We start from the raw sequence: 19815 nt of genomic DNA, 5'->3' as shown, positions 1-19815 counted from the left end.
GCGTGGCGACCCTCATGACCCTGACGTGCGGCCCGCTCGCTGGCGCCGCCTTCGCGGACCCGACGGGGGAACCCGGCCACTCGGGCGAGAGCCACGGCGCCTCGGCCAGCGCGCCGGGCCACGCCGCCCCCAGCCAGGCCCCGAGCCAGGCGGCGACCCCGGCCCCGGCCGCGCCGCAGGGCCCGGCCGCCGCGCCGAGCGCCGGCCAGGACCAGGGCAAGGCGAAGGGGCACGCGCACGCGCCCGGCCAGGCCAAGCCCCAGCCGAAGGCGCCGGGCACCGGCGGTGACCAGGGCGACAAGGGCAGGGACAAGGGCAGGGACAAGAGCGGCGACAAGGGCACGGGCGCCACCGGCAACCCTCCGGGCAACAACGGCACCGTCAAGATCGCCGGCCCGGCCGACGCCGTCGGCCACCCGAGCAACAACCCGCACCCCGGCTGCATCCTCGACGTGGAGTGGTTCGGGTACGACGCGGGCGCGGACGTCGTCTCGACCGTGACGTTCACGCCGCAGGCGCCGACGAGCGACGTCACCATCGGTGGCACGTCGCCGAGCCAGGTCTTCGTGGGCGGCGACGCCGCCGGCGGTGGCACGGACCTGGACGGCCGTCAGGCGTACGCGCTGACGTTCAGCGGCGGGGCTCCGCACCCCAAGCAGGGCTACCACGTCAAGCTCACGGTCGCCACGCCGCGCTCCCTGGGCAACGACACGAAGACCAAGGTCTTCTGGGTCCAGCCCTGTGCGCCCGTCCCGGCCACGACCGGGGTCACCGGTGACACGGGCCCCGCGCCCACCACCGGCACCGGCACCGAGGCGGGGACGGTGCCCGGAACCAACACGGCGACGGGCACGGACACGTCGACCGACACGGACACCGTCCGCGCCGACACGGGGGCCGCTGGGGAGACCGCCACGGAGACCAGCACCGAGAGCAACACCGAGAGCAACACCGAGGCCGACACCGTGCCCCAGACCGACACGGCGACCGGCTCGACGACGGGCTCCACGACCGGCTCGAGCTCCGACGCGACGGACGTGCCGACGGCCGTCGACGCCGGTGAGGAGGGCGCACTGCCGGAGTGGGCACGTTCGCCGCTGGCGCTCGTCCTGCTGGCGGGCGGCGCGGTCCTCGTCGGCGCCGCCTTCGCGGCGCGCCGGACCCGTGCCTGACGCGCCTCGGATCGTCCTCGCGGCCGCCGGCCTGGTGCTGGCGGCCGCGGGGGGCGCCTGGTGGGCGAGCGGCGGATCCGCGGACGGCACCCGGCCGGCGACGGCGGCGTCGCCGGCTCCGGGCCAGGGCGCGACGGCGACCCCGGTGCGCGCGCCGCGGACGCCGGGCGCACCTCGGCGCGTGCTGATCCCGGCCTTGGACGTCGACGCGCCGGTGCTCCCGGTGCGCGCACCGGACGGCACCCTGGTGCCACCCTCGGACCCGAGCCGGCTGGGCTGGTGGGCCGACGGCGCCCGTCCGGGCGACGCCGAGGGCAGCGTGCTGGTGACCGGGCACACGGTGCACACCGGGGGCGGTGCCCTCGACGACCTCGAGACGCTCCGCCGCGGCGACACCGTCGTGGTGGGCACGAAGGCTGGGCGGTTCCGGTACGTCGTCCGGTCGATGCACGTCTACAGCAAGGGCCGGGTCGCCGATGACGCGACGAGGCTCTTCAGCCAGGACGTGCCGGGCCGGCTCGTGCTGATCACCTGCGAGGACTGGGACGGCGAGCGCTACCTCAGCAACGTGGTCGTCGTCGCGACTCCCCGCGATTGAGCCGGGCTCAGCCCTTCACCGCACCCTCGAGCCCGCCGCGCAGGAACAGGCGCTGGAAGACGACGAAGAACACGATCGGCAGCGCGCACGAGATCAGCAGCGCCGCGAGCACGACGTCCAGCTCGGTCACGGCGGCGAGCCGGGGGAGCCGGACCGACAGCGGCTGCTTCGCCGGGTCGGGCAGCACGACGAGCGGCCAGACGAAGTCCTTCCACGCCGCCAGCACCGCGAACACCGACACCACGCCGAGCACCGGCCGCGACATCGGCAGCACGATGCTGAAGAACAGCCGGAAGTCGCCGCAGCCGTCGACGCGAGCGGCGTCGATGATCTCGCGCGGCAGGTTGTCGAAGAAGCGCTTGACGATCGCCACGTTGAACGCCGACGCGCCCGCGGGGAGGAACGCACCCCAGAACGTGTTGACGAGGTTCCAGTGGACGAACGGCACGTCGAGGACCGTCAGGTAGAGCGGCACCAGCAGCACGACCGCTGGCACGAACATCGTCGAGAGCACCAGGGCGTAGATGACCCGGGATCCGCGGGGACGCAGGATCGAGAGCGCGTAGCCGCCGGTCACGGCGACGACCATCTGCACCGCCCACGAGCCGAGGGCGATGACCACCGTGTTCCAGAAGTAGAGCTTGAGGTCGATGTCGACCCACGCCGTGCGCAGGTTCTCCCAGTCCGTGCCGTTGGGCCACAGCGCCAGCGGGTAGCGCAGCGTGTCCTGGGTCGGGGTGATCGCCGACTTCGCGAGCCACAGGATCGGCCCCAGGCACACGATGATGAGGAACACGAGCAGACCGCCGTTGAGAAGCGCGCGCGTCGCCCGGGTGAGCGGACGCCGGCGCTCGAACGCCGAGGTGATCGTGCGGGTCTCGCCGTCCGGCGCCGTACGACGTGCGCGGCGGCCACGGCGCGGGGCCGGGCCGGCGAGGTCGGCCTCGGGCTCCGGTTCGAGGTCGGGGGTGTGCTGGAGGAGCGTGCTCACTCCGACCACCTCCGGGTCAGGCGGAAGTAGGCCACCGACAGCAGTGCCAGCGTGGCGGCGAGCATCAGGCTGAGCGCCGTGGCCTTGCCGTAGTCACCGCCGGTCGTGTTCGCGAACGCGTAGTCGTAGACGAGCAGCAGCACGGTCAGCGTCGCGTTGTCCGGGCCGCCGTCGGTGAAGAGGTAGGGCTCCAGGAACACCTGTGCGGTCCCGATGACCTGCAGGATCAGGGTGATCAGCATGACGCCCCGCAGGTGGGGCACGGTGACGTGCCAGACCTTGCGCAGGATGCCGGCACCGTCGACCTCGGCAGCGTCGTAGAGCTCCGGCGGCACCGAGACCAGCGCGGCCAGGTAGATGATCACCGTGCCGCCGGCCGCGGCCCACGTGGCCTCGATGACCAGGGACGGCATCGCCCACGACGGGTCCTCCAGCCAGGGCACCGGGCCGAGGCCGAACCAGCCGAGGATGGTGTTGAAGACACCGGTCTCCTCGGCGTCGTAGAAGAAGCGCCACAGCAGCACCGCGACCGCCGGCGGGATCACGACCGGCAGGTAGGCGAGCAGCGAGTAGAGCCCCCGCGCCCGGCGTACGTCGCTCATGACCACCGCCAGCATCAGCGGCACCGGGTAGCCGATCACCAGCGCGAGCACCGCGAACCAGATGGTGTTCTGCACCGCGGTCGACAGGAGCGGGTCGGCGAGCACGGCGCGGAAGTTGTCGGGGCCGACGAACTCCGCCGGGGTGACGAGGTTGGTCTGCTGCATGCTCATGACGACCGAGCGCACGATCGGCCACCAGGAGAAGAGGCCGAAGACGAGCAGCATCGGCAGCAGGAACGCGATGGTGGCGGCTGAGCCACGCACGCGCGCCAGGTACGCGGTCATGATCACCTTTCACACGAGATGGGGCCGGGCCGGCCGGGGTCGTCGAGGAACACCCCGGCCGGCCCGGAGCTGGGTCAGCCGAGCAGTGCCTGGACCTGCTCGTTGCCGTCGGCGAGCAGCGCGTCGATGTCGGCGCCCTCGTCGGTGAGGACCTTCTGGACGATCGAATCGAGGATCCCGTAGACCTCCTGCGTGTGCGAGGCGGGCTCGGGGATCAGCGTCTGCGAGAAGACGCCCTCGGTGAAGGAGGTCATCTGGTCCTGGGGCACGTTGACGTACTCGGCCTTGGCGTCCTCGACGGCCTGCCAGGTCTCCTGGTCGAAGATCGGCAGCGTCGGGGTGCCGATCGGCTGGTCGCTCTCGGCGAGCACCTTCGCGTCGGCGACCGCGGCGTCCGGGTCGTAGTTCTTGCGCTCGCGGTAGAAGTCGTTCCACTTCACCGCGGCCTCCTGCTCCTCCGGGCTGGCCTTGGCGCTGACCGCCGCGACCGAGCCGCCGCCGAGGATGCCCGCGTCAGCGCTGTCCGAGAGCGGCAGCGCCGCGAGCCCGTAGTCGTCGGGGTCGATCTGGTTGGTGGTGACCAGCGCGTTGTAGACGTCGGAGCCGGACATGTACATGCCGATCTTGCCGGCGGCGAACGCCTCGTTGATGGTGCCCCACTCGAAGTTGGTGTTCTTGCCCATCGACTGGTCGTCCCACTTCATGTCGTGCAGGAGCTCGAGCCCCTCACGGGTGGCGTCGTTGTCGATGCTGGCCGTCGCGCCGTCCTCGGACTCCATCCGCCCGCCGAGCGCGTAGGTCAGCGTCGTGAGCATCCAGCCGCCGGTGTTGTTGGAGGTCATCTGCACGTAGCCGGCCTGCCCGGTCTTCTCGGCGATCGCCTGGGCGTCCTCACGGACCTCGTCCCACGTCGTCGGGGGCTGGTCCGGGTCGAGACCCGCCTTCTCGAACAGCGCCCGGCTGTAGTGCAGGCCGACGCCGTAGACGTCGGTCGGCAGGCCGTAGATCTTGCCGTCGGTGCCCTGGGCGGCGGCGAGGACGCTGGGGTTGAAGTCCTCGGCGTAGGGCAGCTCGTTGACGTAGTCGGTCACGTCGGCGATCTGCTGCCGCTCGGCGAGCCCCTTGGTGTCGGTGAAGGGCACCCGGAACGTCGTCGGCAGCTGGTCGCCCGCGAGCTGGGTCGAGAACGTCTCGGCGTTCCACTCCCACTCGATCGGCTCGACGATGATGTCGGGGTTGTCCTTCATGAACGCCGCGGCCTGCTTGTTGACCGCGTCGATGGTGCCCTGCTCGTCCCCGGGCCGCCAGCCCTCGACGGTGATGTGCACCTTGCCGTCGCTCTCGGAATCCTTGTCGTCGTCGCTGCCGCAGGCGGTCGCGAGCACGGACACGGTGGCGAGGGAGGCGATGGTCGCCAGCGCGGTGAGGCCGCGCCGCCGGTGGTTCCTCATGGGTGACTCCTTGATGGTGGATGTGGTGGTGCCGGGGTGGTGCGGGTCAGCCCAGGTCCAGCCAGGCCGTGGCGTCGACGGGCAGCTGCCCGTCGACGAGGGGTGCGCTGCTCAGGTGGAGCCGGACCGCGCGGGGCAGGTCCACCGGGGCTCCCGAGAGGTTGCTGACGCAGACGAACCGCTCGCCGCGACCGAACGCGATGACGTCCGCGCCGAGGTCGAGCCAGTGGAACCGCGCCTCGTCGTGCCCGGCGCCGAGCTCGGGCACGTCCCGCCGCAGCCGCAGGGCGGTGCGGTAGAGCGCCAGCATCGAGCCGGGGTCACCGGCCTGTGCTGCCGCGGTGCGGTCGCCCCAGCCCGCCGGCTGCGGCAACCACGTGTCGACCGGCCGGGGGCTGAAGCCGTAGGGCGGCTCGGTGCCCGACCAGGGGAACGGCACGCGACAGCCGTCCCGTCCGGGGTCGACCCCGCCGGATCGCGCGTGCATCGGGTCCTCGATGCGCTCCACCGGGATGTCGGCCTCGGGGAGGCCGAGCTCCTCGCCCTGGAAGAGGTAGTAGGCGCCGGGGAGCGCCATCGCCAGCAGCGCCGCCGCGCGAGCCCGGCGGGCCCCGAGCTCGAGGTCGGTCGGCGTGCCGAACCGCTTGGTGTCGAACGCGAACGCGGTGTCCTCACGGCCGTAGCGGGTCACCGGCCGCGTCACGTCGTGGTTGGAGAGCACCCACGTCGCCGGCGCGCCGACCCCGTCGTGGACCGCCAGCGTCTGCTCGATGGAGGCACGCAGGGCCTTGGCGTCCCAGGGGGAGGACATGTAGTCGAAGTTGAACGCCGAGTGCAGGACGCCCGGACGCAGGAACCGGGCGAACCGCTCGGCGTCGGGAAGCCACAGCTCGCCGATGAGCACCCGGTCCGGCCCGTAGGACTCGGCGATCTGGCGCCAGGAGCGGTAGATGTCCTGAAGGTCCTCGCGGTCGACGTACGGGTGCTCGCCGGGCAGCGGCGTGCCCGGCACCTCGGGCAGCCGCTCGTCCTTGGCGACGAGCGCGGCCGAGTCGATCCGGATGCCGGCGACGCCCCGGTCGAACCAGAAGCGGAGCGTCTGCTCGTGGTCCTCGATGACGTCCGGGTGGCCCCAGTTGAGGTCCGGCTGCCCGGGGGCGAACAGGTGGAGGTACCACTGCTCGGGGGTGCCGTCCGGGCCGACGACCCGGGACCAGGCCGGCCCGCCGAACTCGGAGACCCAGCCGTTCGGCGGCAGCTCGCCGTCCTCGCCCCGGCCGGCGCGGAACCAGAAGCGCTCGCGCTCGGGAGAGCCAGGCCCGGCCGCGAGCGCCGCCTGGAACCACGCGTGCTGGTCCGAGACGTGGTTGGGGACGACGTCGATGATGATCCGGATGCCGACCGCGGCGGCGTCGCTGATGAGCGCCTCGGCCTCGGCGAGGTCGCCGAACAGCGGGTCGATCGCGCGGTAGTCGGCGACGTCGTAGCCGCCGTCCGCCATCGGGGAGGGGTACCACGGCGTGAACCAGAGCGCGTCCACGCCCAACCCGGCGAGGTAGGCGAGCCGGGTGCGGACGCCGGCCAGGTCGCCGGTCCCGTCGCCGTTGGCGTCACAGAAGCTGCGTGGGTAGACCTGGTAGATGGCGGCGCCCCGCCACCAGTCGGTGCTCACGTCGGAGGGCCTCGTTCCCGGTTGTGGTGGCCGTCACAGTGCTGACGGCGACGGGAACGCTAGGAGGGCTTGCAGGCCTCTGCAAGAACTCGACAGGACGTATTTATCTTTCAGATCTTGCAGCGACGGGGCTCGCGCTTGCAGGGCGGGTGGAGCGGCGGACCACCAGCTCGGGCTCGAACAGGAGCTCGTCGGCGGCGGCGTCCTCGCCCCGCAGCTGGGTGAGCAGGGCGGCCACCGCGGCGCGACCCATCGCCTCGATCGGCTGCCGGACCGTGGTGAGCGGCGGCTCGACCGAGGACATGAACGCCGAGTCGTCGTACCCGATCACCGACACGTCCTCCGGCACCCGCAGGCCGGCCCGGCGCACCGCCCGGATCGCACCGAGGGCGATGGGGTCGCTCGCGCAGACCAGCGCGGTGGCGCCGCGGCCGACGAGCACGCTGGCCGTGGCCTGGCCGCTCTGCAGCGAGAACTGGCTGTGCCCGACCAGGTCGTCGGGCAGGTCGAGGAGGGCGCGGGCGGCGGCGAGCTTGCGGACCGACGGCTCGTGGTCGCGCGGCCCGAGGACCAGGCCGATGCGCTCGTGGCCGAGCGCGCGCAGGTGGTCGATCGCCTGCTCGACGGCGCTGGCGTCGTCGCAGACCACGCTCGGGAACGGCAGCCGCTCGATGCCTGCGTTGATGAGCACGACCGGCAGCTTGCGCCGGGCCAGTCGGTCGTAGTGCTCGTGGTCGGCGTCGGCCTGGCTGTAGAGCCCGCCGGCGAAGATGATCCCCGCGACCTGCTGCTGCTCGAGCAGCATGTCGACGTAGGCCGCCTCGGCGCCGGGCTCGTTGATCTGCGTGCACAGCACCGGCGTCAGGCCGTTCTGGGAGAGCAGCGCGCCGACGACCTCCGCGAGCGCGGGGAAGATCGGGTTCGACAGTTCGGGCAGCACCAGGCCCACCAGCCGGGCCCGCTCGCCACGGAGCTTGGTGGGCCGCTCGTAGCCGAGCACGTCGAGGGCGGTGAGCACGGTCTGCCGGGTGGCCTCGGAGACCCCGGGCTTGCTGTTGAGCACGCGGCTCACCGTCGCCTCGCTGACCCCGGCCCGGGCCGCCACCTCCGCCAAACGCCGCGTCATGGCCGCAATCTAACCGATGGAACTGTGCAAGAACTCGACAACCGCCGACAGAAATCTGCCAGCCCCGCTGCAAGCACGCGGGTCGCTGACGACGTCCCGTTATCGAACTGTGTCCGACCGACCTCCGCCGACGGCGACGGCCAGCCCGGCGCAGAGCGCGCCGAGGGTGCCGAGCACCTCGTCGCCGAGGGTGTCCTCGTAGGCGGTGTCGATCTCGGTGCCGTGGCGGATGAACGTCCACCACTCGCCGACCTCCCAGCCGATCGCGAGGATCGCGCCGAGCCCGCACACCACGAGCACGACGGCCCAGCGCGGCCGCACCGGCCCGGCGACCAGCAGGCCGACGCCGGCCAGCAGGAGGAACCAGTTGACGAAGTGGTTGACGTCGTCCCACCACACGAGCGAGTCGTAGAGGTCCAGGCTGTTGCCGGTCACGTCGACGAGGAACGGCAGCATGATCAGCGTGAACGCGCCGTACGGCGGGGCCGGGCGCGGGTCACGGCGCCGGGTCGCCAGCCACCAGATCGCCGGGGCGACGAGCATCAGCAGGGGATAGGCCAGCAGCCGGGCGCGGAAGGCCTTGTCGGCGAAGCGGTCGATGCCCGGCACCCACTCGGCGACGGCCAGCTGGCCGACCGTGAGCAGCAGGACCAGCGCGGGGACCCAGGCACGGACTCTCGTCGTCGGCGGCGTCACGCGAGGATGGTGGCAGGAATACCGGGCGGGCGTGCGTCGTTGGGCGATATAGTTCGGATTTCAACCAACTACCCCAGGAGATGAGTGGTCATGCAGTTCGGCATCTTCACCGTCGGTGACGTCACGGCCGACCCCACGACGGGCCGGACCCCGACCGAGCACGAGCGGATCAAGGCGACCGTCGAGATCGCGACGAAGGCCGAGGAGATCGGCCTGGACGTGTTCGCCACCGGCGAGCACCACAACCCGCCGTTCATCGCGTCGAACCCCACCGCGACGCTGGCCTACATCGGCGCGAAGACCGAGAACATCATCCTCTCGACCGCGACCACGCTGATCACCACCACCGACCCGGTGCTGATCGCCGAGGACTACGCGAAGATCCAGCACCTCACCGACGGCCGCGTCGACCTGATGATGGGCCGCGGCAACACCGGCCCGGTCTACCCGTGGTTCGGCAAGGACATCCGCGAGGGCATCAACCTCGCGATCGAGAACTACGCACTGTTGCGCCGGCTCTGGAGCGAGGACGTCGTGAACTGGGAGGGCCGCTTCCGCACGCCGCTGCAGGGCTACACCTCGACCCCGCGTCCGCTCGACGGCGTCGCGCCGTTCGTGTGGCACGGCTCGATCCGCAGCCCCGAGATCGCCGAGCAGGCGGCCTACTACGGTGACGGCTTCTTCCACAACCACATCTTCTGGCCGGCCGGCCACACCCAGCAGATGGTCGACCTCTACCGCCGCCGCTTCGAGCACTACGGCCACGGCGCGTACGACGAGGCGATCGTCGGCCTCGGCGGGCAGTTCTTCATGCGGAAGAACAGCCAGGACGCCGTCGACGAGTTCCGGCCCTACTTCGACAACGCCCCGGTCTACGGCCACGGCCCCTCGCTGGAGGACTTCACCGAGGCCACCCCGCTGACCGTCGGCTCGCCCCAGCAGGTGCTGGAGCGCACGCTCGGCTTCCGCGACTACGTCGGCCACTACCAGCGCCAGCTCTTCCTGGTCGACCACGCCGGCCTGCCGCTCAAGACGGTGCTGGAGCAGCTCGACCTGCTGGGCGAGATCCTGCCCGAGCTGCGCAAGGGCATGGCCGAGGGCCGTCCGGCCAACGTGCCGGACGCCCCGACCCACGCCTCGCTCGTCGCCGCCGCCGGCGGCGCCAAGGACTCGACGGTGTACGCCGAGGCCGACGACGTGACCGGCAGCTCGGACCGTGAGGAGGCGCGGGCATGACCTCCCTCGTCGTCGTCTCCGCCGGGCTGTCCAACCCGTCGTCGACCAGGCTGCTCGCCGACCGGCTCACCGCCGCCACGGTCGAGGCGCTGGAGGACGTCGAGGTCACGCACGTGCAGCTGCGCGACCTCGCGCACCAGCTGACCGACCACCTGCTCACCGGGTTCGCGGCGCCGGAGCTCGCCGCGGCCCAGCGCGCCGTCGCCGAGGCGGACGGCGTCGTCGTCGTGACGCCGGTCTTCTCCGCGTCGTACTCCGGGCTCTTCAAGACGTTCTTCGACGTCCTGGAGCCGGGCGCGCTCGACGGCACGCCGGTCCTCCTCGGCGCGACCGGCGGCACGCCGCGGCACTCGCTGGTGGTCGAGCACGCGCTGCGACCGCTCTTCGCCTACCTGCACGCGATCGTCGTGCCGACCGGCGTCTACGCCGCGACCGACGACTTCGCCGGCACCGACCTCGACGCGCGTGTCACCCGCGCCGCCGGCGAGCTGGCCGCCCTGATGGGCAAGGTCAGCCGCGTCGACAGCGCCGTGTCCAAGCGCCGCACGGTCGACGACGAGCTCACCGCGCCCACGCCGTTCGAGGAGCTGCTCCGCCGGGCGTCCCAGGGCTGACTCAGAGCTCGTAGACGCGCCGGGCGTTGTCACCGGCGACCATGTCGACCACGCGGATCGCGTCGTGCTCGGACCAGTGGCCGCGGCGTACCCACCCACCGAGCACCTGCCCCATCGCCCAGCGCCACTGCTGGGCCCCGAGGAAGTGCAGCTCCGGCAGGCCGTAGGCGTCGGAGGAGTAGAGCTGCTTGTCGAACGGCGCCAGCTCCATCGCCTCGGCGACCAGCTCGACCGAGCGGGCGCCGAGGTGGTTGATCGCCAGGCCGACGTCGACGTAGACGTGGTCGTAGGCCTGCGCGAGGTAGCCCGCGTGCCGGTGGAACGGGTAGCAGTGCAGCAGCAGGACCGGGATGTCCACGGCCTCGAGCAGCGGCCGCAGGTGCAGCGGGTCGGCCCGCCGCAGGTCCAGGTCGCGGTCGCCCAGGCCGGTGTGCACCTGCAGCGGCAGGCCACGGGCGGCCGCCTCGTGCACCCCGAACGCGACCAGCACCGGGTCCTCGACGCGGCCGCCGGACGCCCGGGCGCGGCCGGCGACGGCGCGTGCGGAGGGGCGGGACCAGTCGATGTCGAGGCCGCAGCGGTAGGCCGCGATCGTCTTCGCGGCCACGGCGTCAGTGGCGTCGAGCCGCTCCCGGAAGGCGCCGACGACGTCGCGCTCGCCGAGCACCTCCTCCATCAGCAGCTCGAGGCGCAGCACCTCCGACCGCGGCTCGGGGTCGGTGACCAGGGCAGGGGTCAGACCCGTGTCGACGAGCCAGTGGTCGACGCCGGCGGCCTCGACGAACGTGCGCACGAGCTCGTCGTACGGCGTCGCGGCCCGAGCCTCCCAGTAGTCGTCGGGCGAGGCGTGCCGGGGCAGGCCCAGCAGGGGCGCGCACCAGTGCCGGAGCGCGACGCCGAGCGGCAGGTCGAACCCCGACCGGCCCGGCGGCACCGGACCGGTCGATCCCTCGTTGAGAGCGGCCTCGAACGCGTCGCGATCGCCCGGCTCGGTGAACCAGCCGTGCACGTGGTGGTCGACCAGGCGCACCTCCTCCACGTGGTCGGCGAGCACGTCACCAGCTCCAGGCCAGCCGCAGCGCCTCGGCCGACTCCGCCAGCGGCAGCCCGGCGAAGGCGGTGACCTCGTGGCGACGCACGGCCAGCAGGCCCTCGACGACCGGCGTGCCCAGCAGCTCGCGGGCGACCTCCGACCCGGCGAGCGCGTCGAGCGCGGCGGCCTGGTGCGTCGGCAGCACGGCCAGGTCCTGACCCGACCGAGCCGGGTCCACGTCGACCGGCGCCACCGGGGCGAGCCCGAGCTCGATGCCCCGGCGCACGCTGCCGAGGAGGGCGGCGGTCGCGAGGTAGGGGTTGGCGCTCGGGTCGACGACCTTGAGCTCGATGTTGGCGCCGTGCGCGCTGGCCGGCCCGGCCGCGACCAGCCGCACGGCGGCCTCGCGGTTCTCCAGCCCCCAGCACAGCGCCGCTCCCGCCCAGTTGCCGGGCACCAGCCGGCGCGCCGACACCGCGGAGCCGGCGTACACGCCGATGAGCTCCGGGAGCGTGCTCAGCACGCCGGCGATCGCGCTGGCTCCGTCGTCGGTGAGCTCGTGCGCGCCGGAGCCGCCCGAGAACACGGGGCCGTTCGCGGTCTCGACGGAGAGGTGCAGGTGGGCGCCGTTGCCCGCGTCGCCGGCGAACGGGACGGGGGAGAAGGACACGCCGAGACCGTGCCGCTCCGCGACCCGGCCGATGACCGCCCGCCCGAGCACGACGGCGTCGGCGGCCGCCACCGGATCGGCGGGCGAGAGGGAGACCTCGCGCTGGTCGCGGCCGTACTCCGTGTGCAGCTGCTCGACGCCCAGCCCGGCGCGCTCGGCCGACTCGGCGAGGTCGACCAGCAACGCCGACCTGGCCAGCGAGCTGCCCAGCCCGTACGGCGTCCAGCCGCGGCCGGTCGCGCGCTCGCCGTCGGTGCGCAGCAGGGTGCACTCGAGCTCGGCGCCGACCCGGGCCCGGAGGCCGGCGGCCCCCGCCTCGTCGACGGTCCGCTTCAGCACGCTGCGGGCGCACATCGGTGACGGCGTGCCGTCCTGCAGGTAGAGGTCGCCGGGAGCGATCGCGACGCCGTCCGCGACCGTGCGCAGGTCGTCGGGGTCGATCCGGATGCGCAGGTCGCCGACGACGTTGAGCTCGGGCGTGAACGCGATGGACCCGTCGACGCAGAAGACGCTCCACGACGGCGAGGCGCCCATCCCGTGCACCTGGAACGCCTCGGTGCGGGTCGTGGGCACGTACTTGGCCCGCGCGACGCCGGCCATGTCGACGACCCACCCGCCGACCAGTCCCATGGCGACGGCCTAGTGCTCGTAGGTGCCGTGGAGGATCGCCCGGGCGGCCGTCTTGAACGCGAGGTTGAAGGACACGACGGCGGGCGAGGCGTCGGAGTCGACGCCGAGCGACTCCTCGGTCACGGCGTGCACGACGAAGAAGTAGCGGTGCACCTGGTCGCCCTCGGGCGGCGCGGCACCCATGAACGCCTTCGAGCCGCCGTCGTTGCGGCACATGAAGGCGGCGCCGGGCAGCGAGGCCCCCTCGGCGCCGGCCCCGGCGTCGAGCGACGTCACGTCGGCGGGCAGATCGACGAGCACCCAGTGCCAGAAGCCGCTCGGCGTGGGGGCGTCGGGGTCGAAGCAGGTGACCGTGTAGCTCTTCGTGCCCTCCGGCGCGCCCGACCAGGACAGCTGCGGCGAGGTGTTGCCCGCGGCGGCCACGTGCGCGTCGGCGAGCGGCTGGCCGTCGGTGACGTCCGTGCTCGTGACGGTGAAGGACGGTACGGCGGGCAGCAGGTCGTAGGGGTTGGGGCTGACGGGCCGGTCGAGGATCATCTCGCTCCTATCGCAATCGCGGACTCGGTCCGAACGTAGTCCGATGACCGACCCGTGCCCAGGGGCGCGGCGCCGAACCGGCGATGATGGGGCGGTGGACGACTTCCCGACGTACCCCTCCGGCCTGCGCCTGGCCCACCGCCGCGTGGTGGTGGTCGGCGGCGGGCACGTGGCGCAGCGACGGGTTCCGCAGCTGATCGCGGCCGGCGCGGACGTGCACGTCGTGTCGCCCGTGGTGACGCCCGCGATCGAGGGGCTGGTCGGCTCCGGCGAGGTCACCTGGCACGAACGGGGATTCGAGCCCGCGGACCTCGACGGCAGCTGGTACTGCATCGCCGCCACCGACGACGTCGAGGTCAACGAGCAGGTCAGCGCGGCCGCGGAGGAGCGCCGGGTCTTCTGCGTGCGCTCCGACGACGGCACCCGGGCGACCGCGTGGACGCCCGCGACCGGCCGGCACGACGGCGTCACGGTCGCGGTGCTCAGCAACCGCGAGCCGCAGCGGTCGGCCCGGATCCGCGACGAGATCGTCGAGGGGATGCGCGAGGGAGAGATCGGCGCCAAGCGGCAGCGCGACCACGCCCCGGGCGTCGTCCTCGTCGGTGGCGGGCCGGGGGAGCCGGAGCTGATCAGCGTCGCCGGCCGCAAGGCGCTCATGGACGCCGACGTCGTGGTGGCCGACCGGCTCGCGCCGCGCGAGCTGCTGGGCGACCTGCCGCCGGACGTCGAGCTCGTCGACGTCGCCAAGCTGCCGCGCGGCCGGTCGGCGCAGCAGGAGGAGATCAACCGGATCATCGTCGAGCGCGCGCTCGCCGGGAAGCGGGTGGTGCGCTTCAAGGGCGGCGACAACTTCGTGTTCGGGCGTGGCTACGAGGAGGTCATCGCCTGCCGCGAGGCCGGCGTCCCGGTCACCGTGGTGCCGGGGCTGTCGAGCTCGATCTCGGTGCCGGGCGTCGCCGGCATCCCGGTGACGCACCGCGGCGTGGCCCACGAGTTCACCGTCATCTCGGGGCACCTGCCGCCGGGGCATCCCGAGTCGCTGGTCAACTGGGCCGCTGTCGGTGCCCTGTCGGGCACCGTCGTGCTGATGATGGCGGTCGAGAACGCGCCGCTGATCGCGGCCGCGCTCGTCGAGGGCGGCCGCGCGCCGTCGACCCCGGTCGCCGTCGTCGCCGAGGGCACGATGCCGGGCCAGCGCACGGTCTACGCGACCCTCGCGACCCTGGGCGGCGAGATCACCGCCCACGCCGTACGGCCGCCCGCGATCATCGTCGTCGGCGACGTGGTCGCGGTCGCCGCGCCGGAGGTCTACGCCTGATGGCCACGATCGTCGAGATCGACGATCCCGCCGACCCGCGGCTCGCCGACTACCGCGACCTGCGCGACGTCGAGCTGCGCAAGCACCTGGAGGCCGACCACGGCCTCTTCCTCGCCGAGGGGGAGAAGGTGGTCCGCCGGGCGGTCGCGGCCGGCTTCCGCCCGCGGTCCTTCCTGATGGCGCCGCGGTGGCTCGACGGGCTGGCGACGGAGCTGTCGGCGTCGGACGCGCCGTGCTTCGTGCTGTCGGAGGCGCTGATCGAGCAGGTCACCGGCTTCCACGTGCACCGCGGCGCCCTGGCCTCGCTGGAGCGGCTGCCGCTGCCGTCGGTCGAGTCGGTGGTCGAGGGCGCGCGGTCGGTGCTGGTCCTCGAGGACCTCGTCGACCACACCAACGTCGGCGCCGTGTTCCGCTCGGGAGCGGCGATGGGCTTCGACGCCGTACTGCTGGCGCCGCGCTGCGCCGACCCGCTCTACCGGCGCTCGATCAAGGTCGGCATGGGCGCCGTCTTCACGATGCCGTGGACGCGGCTGCCGTCCTGGCCGGACGCGCTGACCTCGCTCGCCGACCTCGGCTTCACCACCGTCGCGCTCACGCTCGCGCCCGACGCCGTACCGATCGAGGACGCCGTCGCCGGGCTCGACCGGGTCGCGCTCGTGCTCGGCTCCGAGGGCCACGGTCTCTCCGCGCGCTGGGAGTCCACCGCGGCCCGCCGGGCGATCATCCCGATGGCCGCGGGCATCGACTCGCTCAACGTGGCCGCCGCCTCGGCCGTCGCCTGCTACGTGACCGCCCGCCGTTGACGCCGACTCGGCGCGTCTTGCCCGCTGATGGGCCTCGACTCGGCGCGTCTTGCCCACCAGCTGAGCATGACGCGCCGACTCGGCACGTCTGAGCGGGCAAGACGCGCCGAGTCGGCACTCAGATCCAGCGGCGGTACTTGAAGACGCCCCACAGCGTCACGCTGACCAGCAGCATCAGGACGAGCGCGAAGGGGTAGCCGAGCGCCCAGTGCAGCTCCGGCATGTGGTCGAAGTTCATGCCGTAGACGGTGCCGACCAGCGTCGGAGCGAACAGGATCGCCGCCCAGGCGGAGATGCGCTTGACGTCGTCGTTCTGCTCGATGCTCGCCTCCGACAGCGCCCGCATCTCCTCGTTCTGCCGCTGCGCGACCAGGGTGGCGTTCACGGTGAGGATGTCGCGCAGCAGCTGCCGGAAGCCGTCGACCTGCTCGATGACCTGCGTGAGGTGGTCCTCGACGTCACGCAGGTAGCGCTGGAGCTCCTCGTCGGTGCCGTACTTCTCGAAGCCGGCCGACAGGTTGGCGAGGACCGTCGCCAGCGGCCGGGTCGCGCGCTGGAAGTCGATCACCTCGCGCGAGAGCTCGTAGATGCGGCGCGACACCTGGGGGTCGCTGCCGAACACCTCGGTCTCGATCTCGTCGATGTCGTTGCCGAGTCCGGCGACGACGGGGCCGTAGCCGTCGACGATCCGGTCGAGGATCGCGTAGAGGATCGCCTCCGGCCCGAGCGCGAGCAGGTCCGGGTTCGACTCCAGCCGGCGGCGTACGGCGGAGAGGTCCGGCGACTCGCTGTGCCGCACGGTGATCACGAAGTCGGGGCCGACGAAGAGGTGCACCTCGCCGAAGTCGACCTCCTCGCGCGCATCGACGTAGTGCGCGGCGCGGAGCACCACGAAGAGCGTGTCGTCGTAGCGCTCCAGCTTGGGCCGCTGGTGGGCGACGATCGCGTCCTCGACGGCGAGCTCGTGCAGGTCGAACTCCTGCGCCAGCGAGCCCAGCTCGTGCTGGTCGGGCCGGTAGAGACCGATCCAGGCGACGGCGTCGTCGTGCTCGTGGAGCGACCGGTAGGTCTCGGCCAGCGACGTGGGCGAGTCGACGCGGTCGCCACGGACGTAGACGGCGCTGTCGACCATGCTGACGCGGTCGGCGATGCGCTCGACGGCGAGCGATGCGCCCGGAGCGGCGGGCTGGCGGTTGGCCGGACGGCGGACCCGGCCGGTCAGTGAGCGGATCGGCTTGAAGCTGCGGTCGGACATGACGAGACCTCACGGTGAGCAGGAGCAGGGGAGCGGCGACTGTCGCTATGCACTGCACTCACCTCCTCGCTCCGTGGGCCGACCGGAGGAAAGGGTACGCCGCCGCTCAGGCCCGGGGCCATTCGGCCGGGTAGTCGGAGGCCGCCTTGTCGTGCGCCTTCTGGAGCTTCTTGCGCAGCTTGGTCGGCAGCCGGTCGCCGAACACGGTCCCGACCGTGTGGTCGGTCTCGTGCTGCAGGCACCGGGCCAGCAGCCCGTCGCCCGCGAACGTGACCGGCTCCCCGTCGAGGCCGGTGCCGGTGACGGACGCGAAGTCCGGGCGCGCGCACTCGACGAACGCGCCCGGGAAGGACAGGCAGCCCTCGTCGTCCTCGTCGAGCTGACGGTCGCGGCCCTCGGGCAGGCTGAGCACGGGGTTGCAGACCACGCCGACGGTCCGCTCTCCCGATGCGTCGGGGCAGTCGAAGACGAACATCGCGACGTCCTCCCCGACCTGGCAGGCGGCGAGGCCGACGCCGTCCGCGGCGTACATGGTGGCGACCATGTCGGCGGCGAGCGCACGCAGCGCGTCGTCGTACGCCGTCACCTGCTGCTGCGGGCGGTGCATCACCGGCGTGCCCCAGCGGGTGATCGGGCGGACCGAGCCGCCCTCGGGGAGCGGTCCGTGCGGGGCGTGCACCGGGGCGGCGGCGGACTGTTCGGACATGGTGCAGATCCTAGGTGTCACCGCCGAGGGCCTTGACCGCTCCCCGCGCCAGTGTCATTCTCCTAGGTACCTAGTAGAACCGAACTTGCGAGGAGCCGAGTTGATCGAGTTCCACCTCGACGGCCGGTCGGGTGTCGCGCCGTACCAGCAGCTCGTGCAGCAGGTCCGCCGCGCCCTGCGCCTCGGGATCCTGCGCGAGGGCGACCGGCTGCCGACAGTCAAGGAGGTCGTCGCGCACCTGGCGATCAACCCGAACACCGTCTCCAAGGCCTACCGCGAGCTCGAGCTCGAGGGCCTGGTCAGCGCGCGGCCGGGCGTCGGCACGTTCGTGACCCGCACCCTCGCCGACAACACCCTGGCCGCCCACGGCCCGCTGCGCACCGACCTCGAGCGCTGGCTGGCCAAGGCGAGGCGCGCGGGGCTCGACGAGGAGAGCATCGAGGCCATCTTCGACAGCACCTTTCGATCCGCGCTGAGGGAGGACACCGCATGAGCACCGTCATCAGGTCGGCCGGCCTGGGCAAGAAGTACCGCAGCCGCTGGGCGCTCTCCGACTGCTCCCTCGAGGTGCCGTCCGGTCGGGTCGTCGGGCTGGTCGGCCCGAACGGAGCCGGCAAGAGCACGTTCCTCAACCTCGCGGTCGGGATGCTCGCGCCGTCGGCGGGTGAGATCGAGGTGCTGGGGGAGCGGCCCACCGGCCGGTCCGCCCCGCGCACGCGCGTCGGCTACGTCGGACAGGACACCCCGACGTACGCCGGGCTCAGCGTCGCCGACCACCTCCGGCTCGGCGCGCACCTCAACCCCGGCTGGGACGAGACCCAGGCCCGGCAGCGGGTCGCCCGGCTCGGGCTGGACCCGAAGCAGCGAGCCGGGCGGCTGTCCGGCGGCCAGCGCGCCCAGCTCGCGCTCACCCTCGGCCTGGCCAAGCGGCCCGAGCTGCTGCTGCTCGACGAGCCGGTCGCCGCGCTCGACCCGCTCGCCCGGCGGGAGTTCCTCCAGGACCTGATGGAGGCGGTCGCCGAGCAGGACCTCAGCGTGGTGCTCTCCTCCCACCTGGTCTCCGACGTCGAGCGGGCGTGCGACTTCCTCATCGTCCTGGTCGACTCGCGGGTGCAGGTCGCCGGCGACATCGAGGAACTGCTCGGCTCGCACCTCCGGCTCACCGGCCCCCGGCGCGACCCCGCGACGCTGCCCGCCGCCCAGGAGGTCGTCACGGCGAGCCACACCGACCGGCAGTCGACGTACGTCGTGCGCACCGACGCCCCCGTCCTCGACCCCGCCTGGGAGGTCAGCCGGCTCACGCTCGAGGACCTCGTCCTCGCCTACATGAGCCGGCAGGCCCTCGCGCGCGCCGACGCCCGTCCCTCGCTGGAGGCCCTGCGATGATCTGGCTCACCTGGCGGCAGCTCCGCCTCTCGGCGCTCGTGGTCCTGACGACGGTGGCGTGCTTCGCGATCGCGCTCGCGGCCACCGGGCCGCAGCTGGCCAACATGTTCGCCGAGGCGCCCGAGGACTTCTTCGACCAGCTCGGCATCGACGACACGAAGCAGGCCCTCTTCGACTTCGGCACCGGTCTCGTCTACGCGGTGCCCGCCCTCGTCGGGGTCTTCTGGGGTGCCCCGATGGTGGCCCGCGAGCTCGAGGCCGGGACCCACCGGCTGGTGTGGACCCAGAGCGTCACCCGGACGCGATGGCTCGCCACCAAGCTCGGCCTCACCGCCCTGGCCGGCCTGGCCGCGGGGCTGGTCGGTCTGGCCCTCACGTGGTGGTGCGCCCCGATCGACGACGCCATCGCCGGCGGCTACTCCGAGGGCGGGATGCTGCTCACGGTCCCGCGGCTGAACCCGGTGCTGTTCGGCGCTCGCGGCCTGGTGCCCGCCGCGATGACGCTGCTCGCCCTCGCGCTCGGGGTCACCGCCGGTCTGCTGCTCCGGCGCACGGTCGCGGCGATGGCGGTCACGCTGGTCGCGGTCGTGGGCCTGCAGGTCGCGCTGCCGCAGCTCGTGCAGCCGCACCTCGGCGACCCGGTCGCGCTCGACCAGGAGATCTCCGAGGAGACCATCCGCGGCATCATGGCGGGCGGCGGCCCGGGCTCGGGCCCCGGGCCGTTCCAGCGGCTCGAGGCCGATCTCGAGAAGCCTGGAGCGTGGCTGCTGTCCCAGCAGACGGTGGACCCCTCCGGCGCGGTGGTCGACGAGTTCCCGGCCTGGACCACGGACTGTGGCGGCGGCCGCGACGCCATGGCGGCGTGCCTGGACCGGCTCACCGACGAGGGCTACCGGCAGCAGATGACCTACCTGCCCGCCTCGCAGTTCTGGCGCATCCAGGTCCTCGAGACGGCGATCCTGGTGCTGCTCGCCGGCGGCCTGACCGGCTTCTGCTTCTGGAGGATCCGCCGCGACCTGTGACCGGGCGCACGG

General features: G+C 72.7%; 20 protein-coding genes. 9 read left to right on the top strand and 11 right to left on the bottom strand.

Annotated features, from left to right (window positions below; all coding sequences use genetic code 11):
• The first annotated feature begins 14 nt into the window (after positions 1–14).
• Together HZF07_RS03725 and HZF07_RS03720 are read left to right on the top strand one after the other, a co-directional pair.
• Positions 15–1172 carry a hypothetical protein gene (locus HZF07_RS03725; protein ID WP_181644726.1) on the top strand — a complete coding sequence of 386 codons (1158 nt, stop codon included), beginning with the start codon at positions 15–17 and terminating at the stop codon, positions 1170–1172.
• Positions 1165–1770, top strand: a complete 606-nt coding sequence (locus HZF07_RS03720) for a class F sortase (RefSeq protein ID WP_309504396.1) — start codon at positions 1165–1167, stop codon at positions 1768–1770. The genes HZF07_RS03725 and HZF07_RS03720 overlap by 8 nt, the downstream gene beginning before the upstream one ends.
• Before the next feature lie 7 nt (positions 1771–1777).
• Here HZF07_RS03720 and HZF07_RS24305 read toward each other — a convergent pair whose 3' ends face one another.
• The 6 genes from HZF07_RS24305 to HZF07_RS03690 all read right to left on the bottom strand — a co-directional run bounded on the left by HZF07_RS24305 (position 1778) and on the right by HZF07_RS03690 (position 8593).
• Entirely contained in the window at positions 1778–2761 is a 984-nt protein-coding gene (locus HZF07_RS24305; RefSeq protein ID WP_309504394.1) for a carbohydrate ABC transporter permease, read from the bottom strand.
• Positions 2758–3648 (bottom strand): carbohydrate ABC transporter permease, encoded by an 891-nt coding sequence (locus tag HZF07_RS03710; RefSeq protein ID WP_157347035.1) that lies wholly within the window; start codon positions 3646–3648, stop codon positions 2758–2760. Before HZF07_RS03710 ends, HZF07_RS24305 begins: the two co-directional genes overlap by 4 nt.
• A gap of 74 nt (positions 3649–3722) precedes the next feature.
• Positions 3723–5099, bottom strand: a complete 1377-nt coding sequence (locus HZF07_RS03705; RefSeq protein ID WP_157347033.1) for an ABC transporter substrate-binding protein — start codon at positions 5097–5099, stop codon at positions 3723–3725.
• Between the two features lie 46 nt (positions 5100–5145).
• Positions 5146–6771 carry a glycoside hydrolase family 13 protein gene (locus tag HZF07_RS03700; RefSeq protein ID WP_181644725.1) on the bottom strand — a complete coding sequence of 542 codons (1626 nt, stop codon included), beginning with the start codon at positions 6769–6771 and terminating at the stop codon, positions 5146–5148.
• A 103-nt stretch (positions 6772–6874) separates the two neighbouring features.
• Positions 6875–7897 carry a LacI family DNA-binding transcriptional regulator gene (locus tag HZF07_RS03695; protein ID WP_157347031.1) on the bottom strand — a complete coding sequence of 341 codons (1023 nt, stop codon included), beginning with the start codon at positions 7895–7897 and terminating at the stop codon, positions 6875–6877.
• Between the two features lie 99 nt (positions 7898–7996).
• Positions 7997–8593, bottom strand: coding sequence for a hypothetical protein (locus tag HZF07_RS03690; RefSeq protein WP_181644724.1), 597 nt, complete (start codon positions 8591–8593; stop codon positions 7997–7999).
• A gap of 90 nt (positions 8594–8683) precedes the next feature.
• Between HZF07_RS03690 and HZF07_RS03685 the strand changes: the two genes are divergently transcribed.
• Together HZF07_RS03685 and HZF07_RS03680 are read left to right on the top strand one after the other, a co-directional pair.
• Positions 8684–9829, top strand: coding sequence for an LLM class flavin-dependent oxidoreductase (locus tag HZF07_RS03685; protein ID WP_157347029.1), 1146 nt, complete (start codon positions 8684–8686; stop codon positions 9827–9829).
• Positions 9826–10443, top strand: coding sequence for an FMN reductase (locus HZF07_RS03680; protein ID WP_157347027.1), 618 nt, complete (start codon positions 9826–9828; stop codon positions 10441–10443). Before HZF07_RS03685 ends, HZF07_RS03680 begins: the two co-directional genes overlap by 4 nt.
• Before the next feature lies 1 nt (position 10444).
• Here HZF07_RS03680 and HZF07_RS03675 read toward each other — a convergent pair whose 3' ends face one another.
• From HZF07_RS03675 to HZF07_RS03665, 3 genes are read right to left on the bottom strand one after another with little or no spacing between them, the layout of a single operon-like run.
• Positions 10445–11497: an amidohydrolase family protein gene (locus HZF07_RS03675; protein WP_181644723.1), complete on the bottom strand. Its 1053-nt coding sequence runs from the start codon at positions 11495–11497 to the stop codon at positions 10445–10447.
• A 1-nt stretch (position 11498) separates the two neighbouring features.
• A complete protein-coding gene (locus HZF07_RS03670) occupies positions 11499–12776 on the bottom strand; it encodes a type I glutamate--ammonia ligase (protein ID WP_157347025.1) in 1278 nt (425 codons plus the stop codon).
• A gap of 9 nt (positions 12777–12785) precedes the next feature.
• Positions 12786–13313, bottom strand: a complete 528-nt coding sequence (locus HZF07_RS03665; protein WP_157347023.1) for a YbhB/YbcL family Raf kinase inhibitor-like protein — start codon at positions 13311–13313, stop codon at positions 12786–12788.
• Between the two features lie 94 nt (positions 13314–13407).
• On the opposite strand from HZF07_RS03665, the gene cobA reads away from it, so the two are divergent.
• The gene (gene cobA / locus HZF07_RS03660) at positions 13408–14631 is read left to right on the top strand and encodes a uroporphyrinogen-III C-methyltransferase (protein ID WP_309504392.1); all 1224 of its coding nucleotides are present in this window, start codon (positions 13408–13410) and stop codon (positions 14629–14631) included.
• Positions 14631–15434, top strand: a complete 804-nt coding sequence (locus HZF07_RS03655) for a TrmH family RNA methyltransferase (protein ID WP_157347019.1) — start codon at positions 14631–14633, stop codon at positions 15432–15434. Before cobA ends, HZF07_RS03655 begins: the two co-directional genes overlap by 1 nt.
• A 118-nt stretch (positions 15435–15552) precedes the next feature.
• On the opposite strand, the gene HZF07_RS03650 is transcribed toward HZF07_RS03655, so the two are convergent.
• Together HZF07_RS03650 and def are read right to left on the bottom strand one after the other, a co-directional pair.
• The gene (locus HZF07_RS03650) at positions 15553–16689 is read right to left on the bottom strand and encodes a magnesium and cobalt transport protein CorA (RefSeq protein WP_157347017.1); all 1137 of its coding nucleotides are present in this window, start codon (positions 16687–16689) and stop codon (positions 15553–15555) included.
• Between the two features lie 106 nt (positions 16690–16795).
• Positions 16796–17395 (bottom strand): peptide deformylase, encoded by a 600-nt coding sequence (gene def, locus HZF07_RS03645; protein WP_157347015.1) that lies wholly within the window; start codon positions 17393–17395, stop codon positions 16796–16798.
• Between the two features lie 100 nt (positions 17396–17495).
• Here def and HZF07_RS03640 point away from each other — a divergent pair, with 100 nt between their 5' ends.
• From HZF07_RS03640 to HZF07_RS03630, 3 genes are read left to right on the top strand one after another with little or no spacing between them, the layout of a single operon-like run.
• The gene (locus HZF07_RS03640; protein WP_157347013.1) at positions 17496–17888 is read left to right on the top strand and encodes a GntR family transcriptional regulator; all 393 of its coding nucleotides are present in this window, start codon (positions 17496–17498) and stop codon (positions 17886–17888) included.
• Complete coding sequence (locus HZF07_RS03635; RefSeq protein ID WP_157347011.1) at positions 17885–18781, top strand: ABC transporter ATP-binding protein; 897 nt, start codon at positions 17885–17887, stop codon at positions 18779–18781. The genes HZF07_RS03640 and HZF07_RS03635 overlap by 4 nt, the downstream gene beginning before the upstream one ends.
• Entirely contained in the window at positions 18778–19803 is a 1026-nt protein-coding gene (locus HZF07_RS03630; protein WP_157347009.1) for an ABC transporter permease subunit, read from the top strand. Before HZF07_RS03635 ends, HZF07_RS03630 begins: the two co-directional genes overlap by 4 nt.
• Positions 19804–19815 lie beyond the last annotated feature (12 nt).

The organism is Nocardioides agri (genome assembly GCF_013778305.1).
In the GTDB taxonomy this organism is placed as follows: Bacteria; Actinomycetota; Actinomycetes; order Propionibacteriales; family Nocardioidaceae; genus Nocardioides; species Nocardioides agri.
The sequence above is the reverse complement of the archived record's forward strand: the minus strand, read 5'-3'. Positions and strand labels throughout refer to the sequence as shown.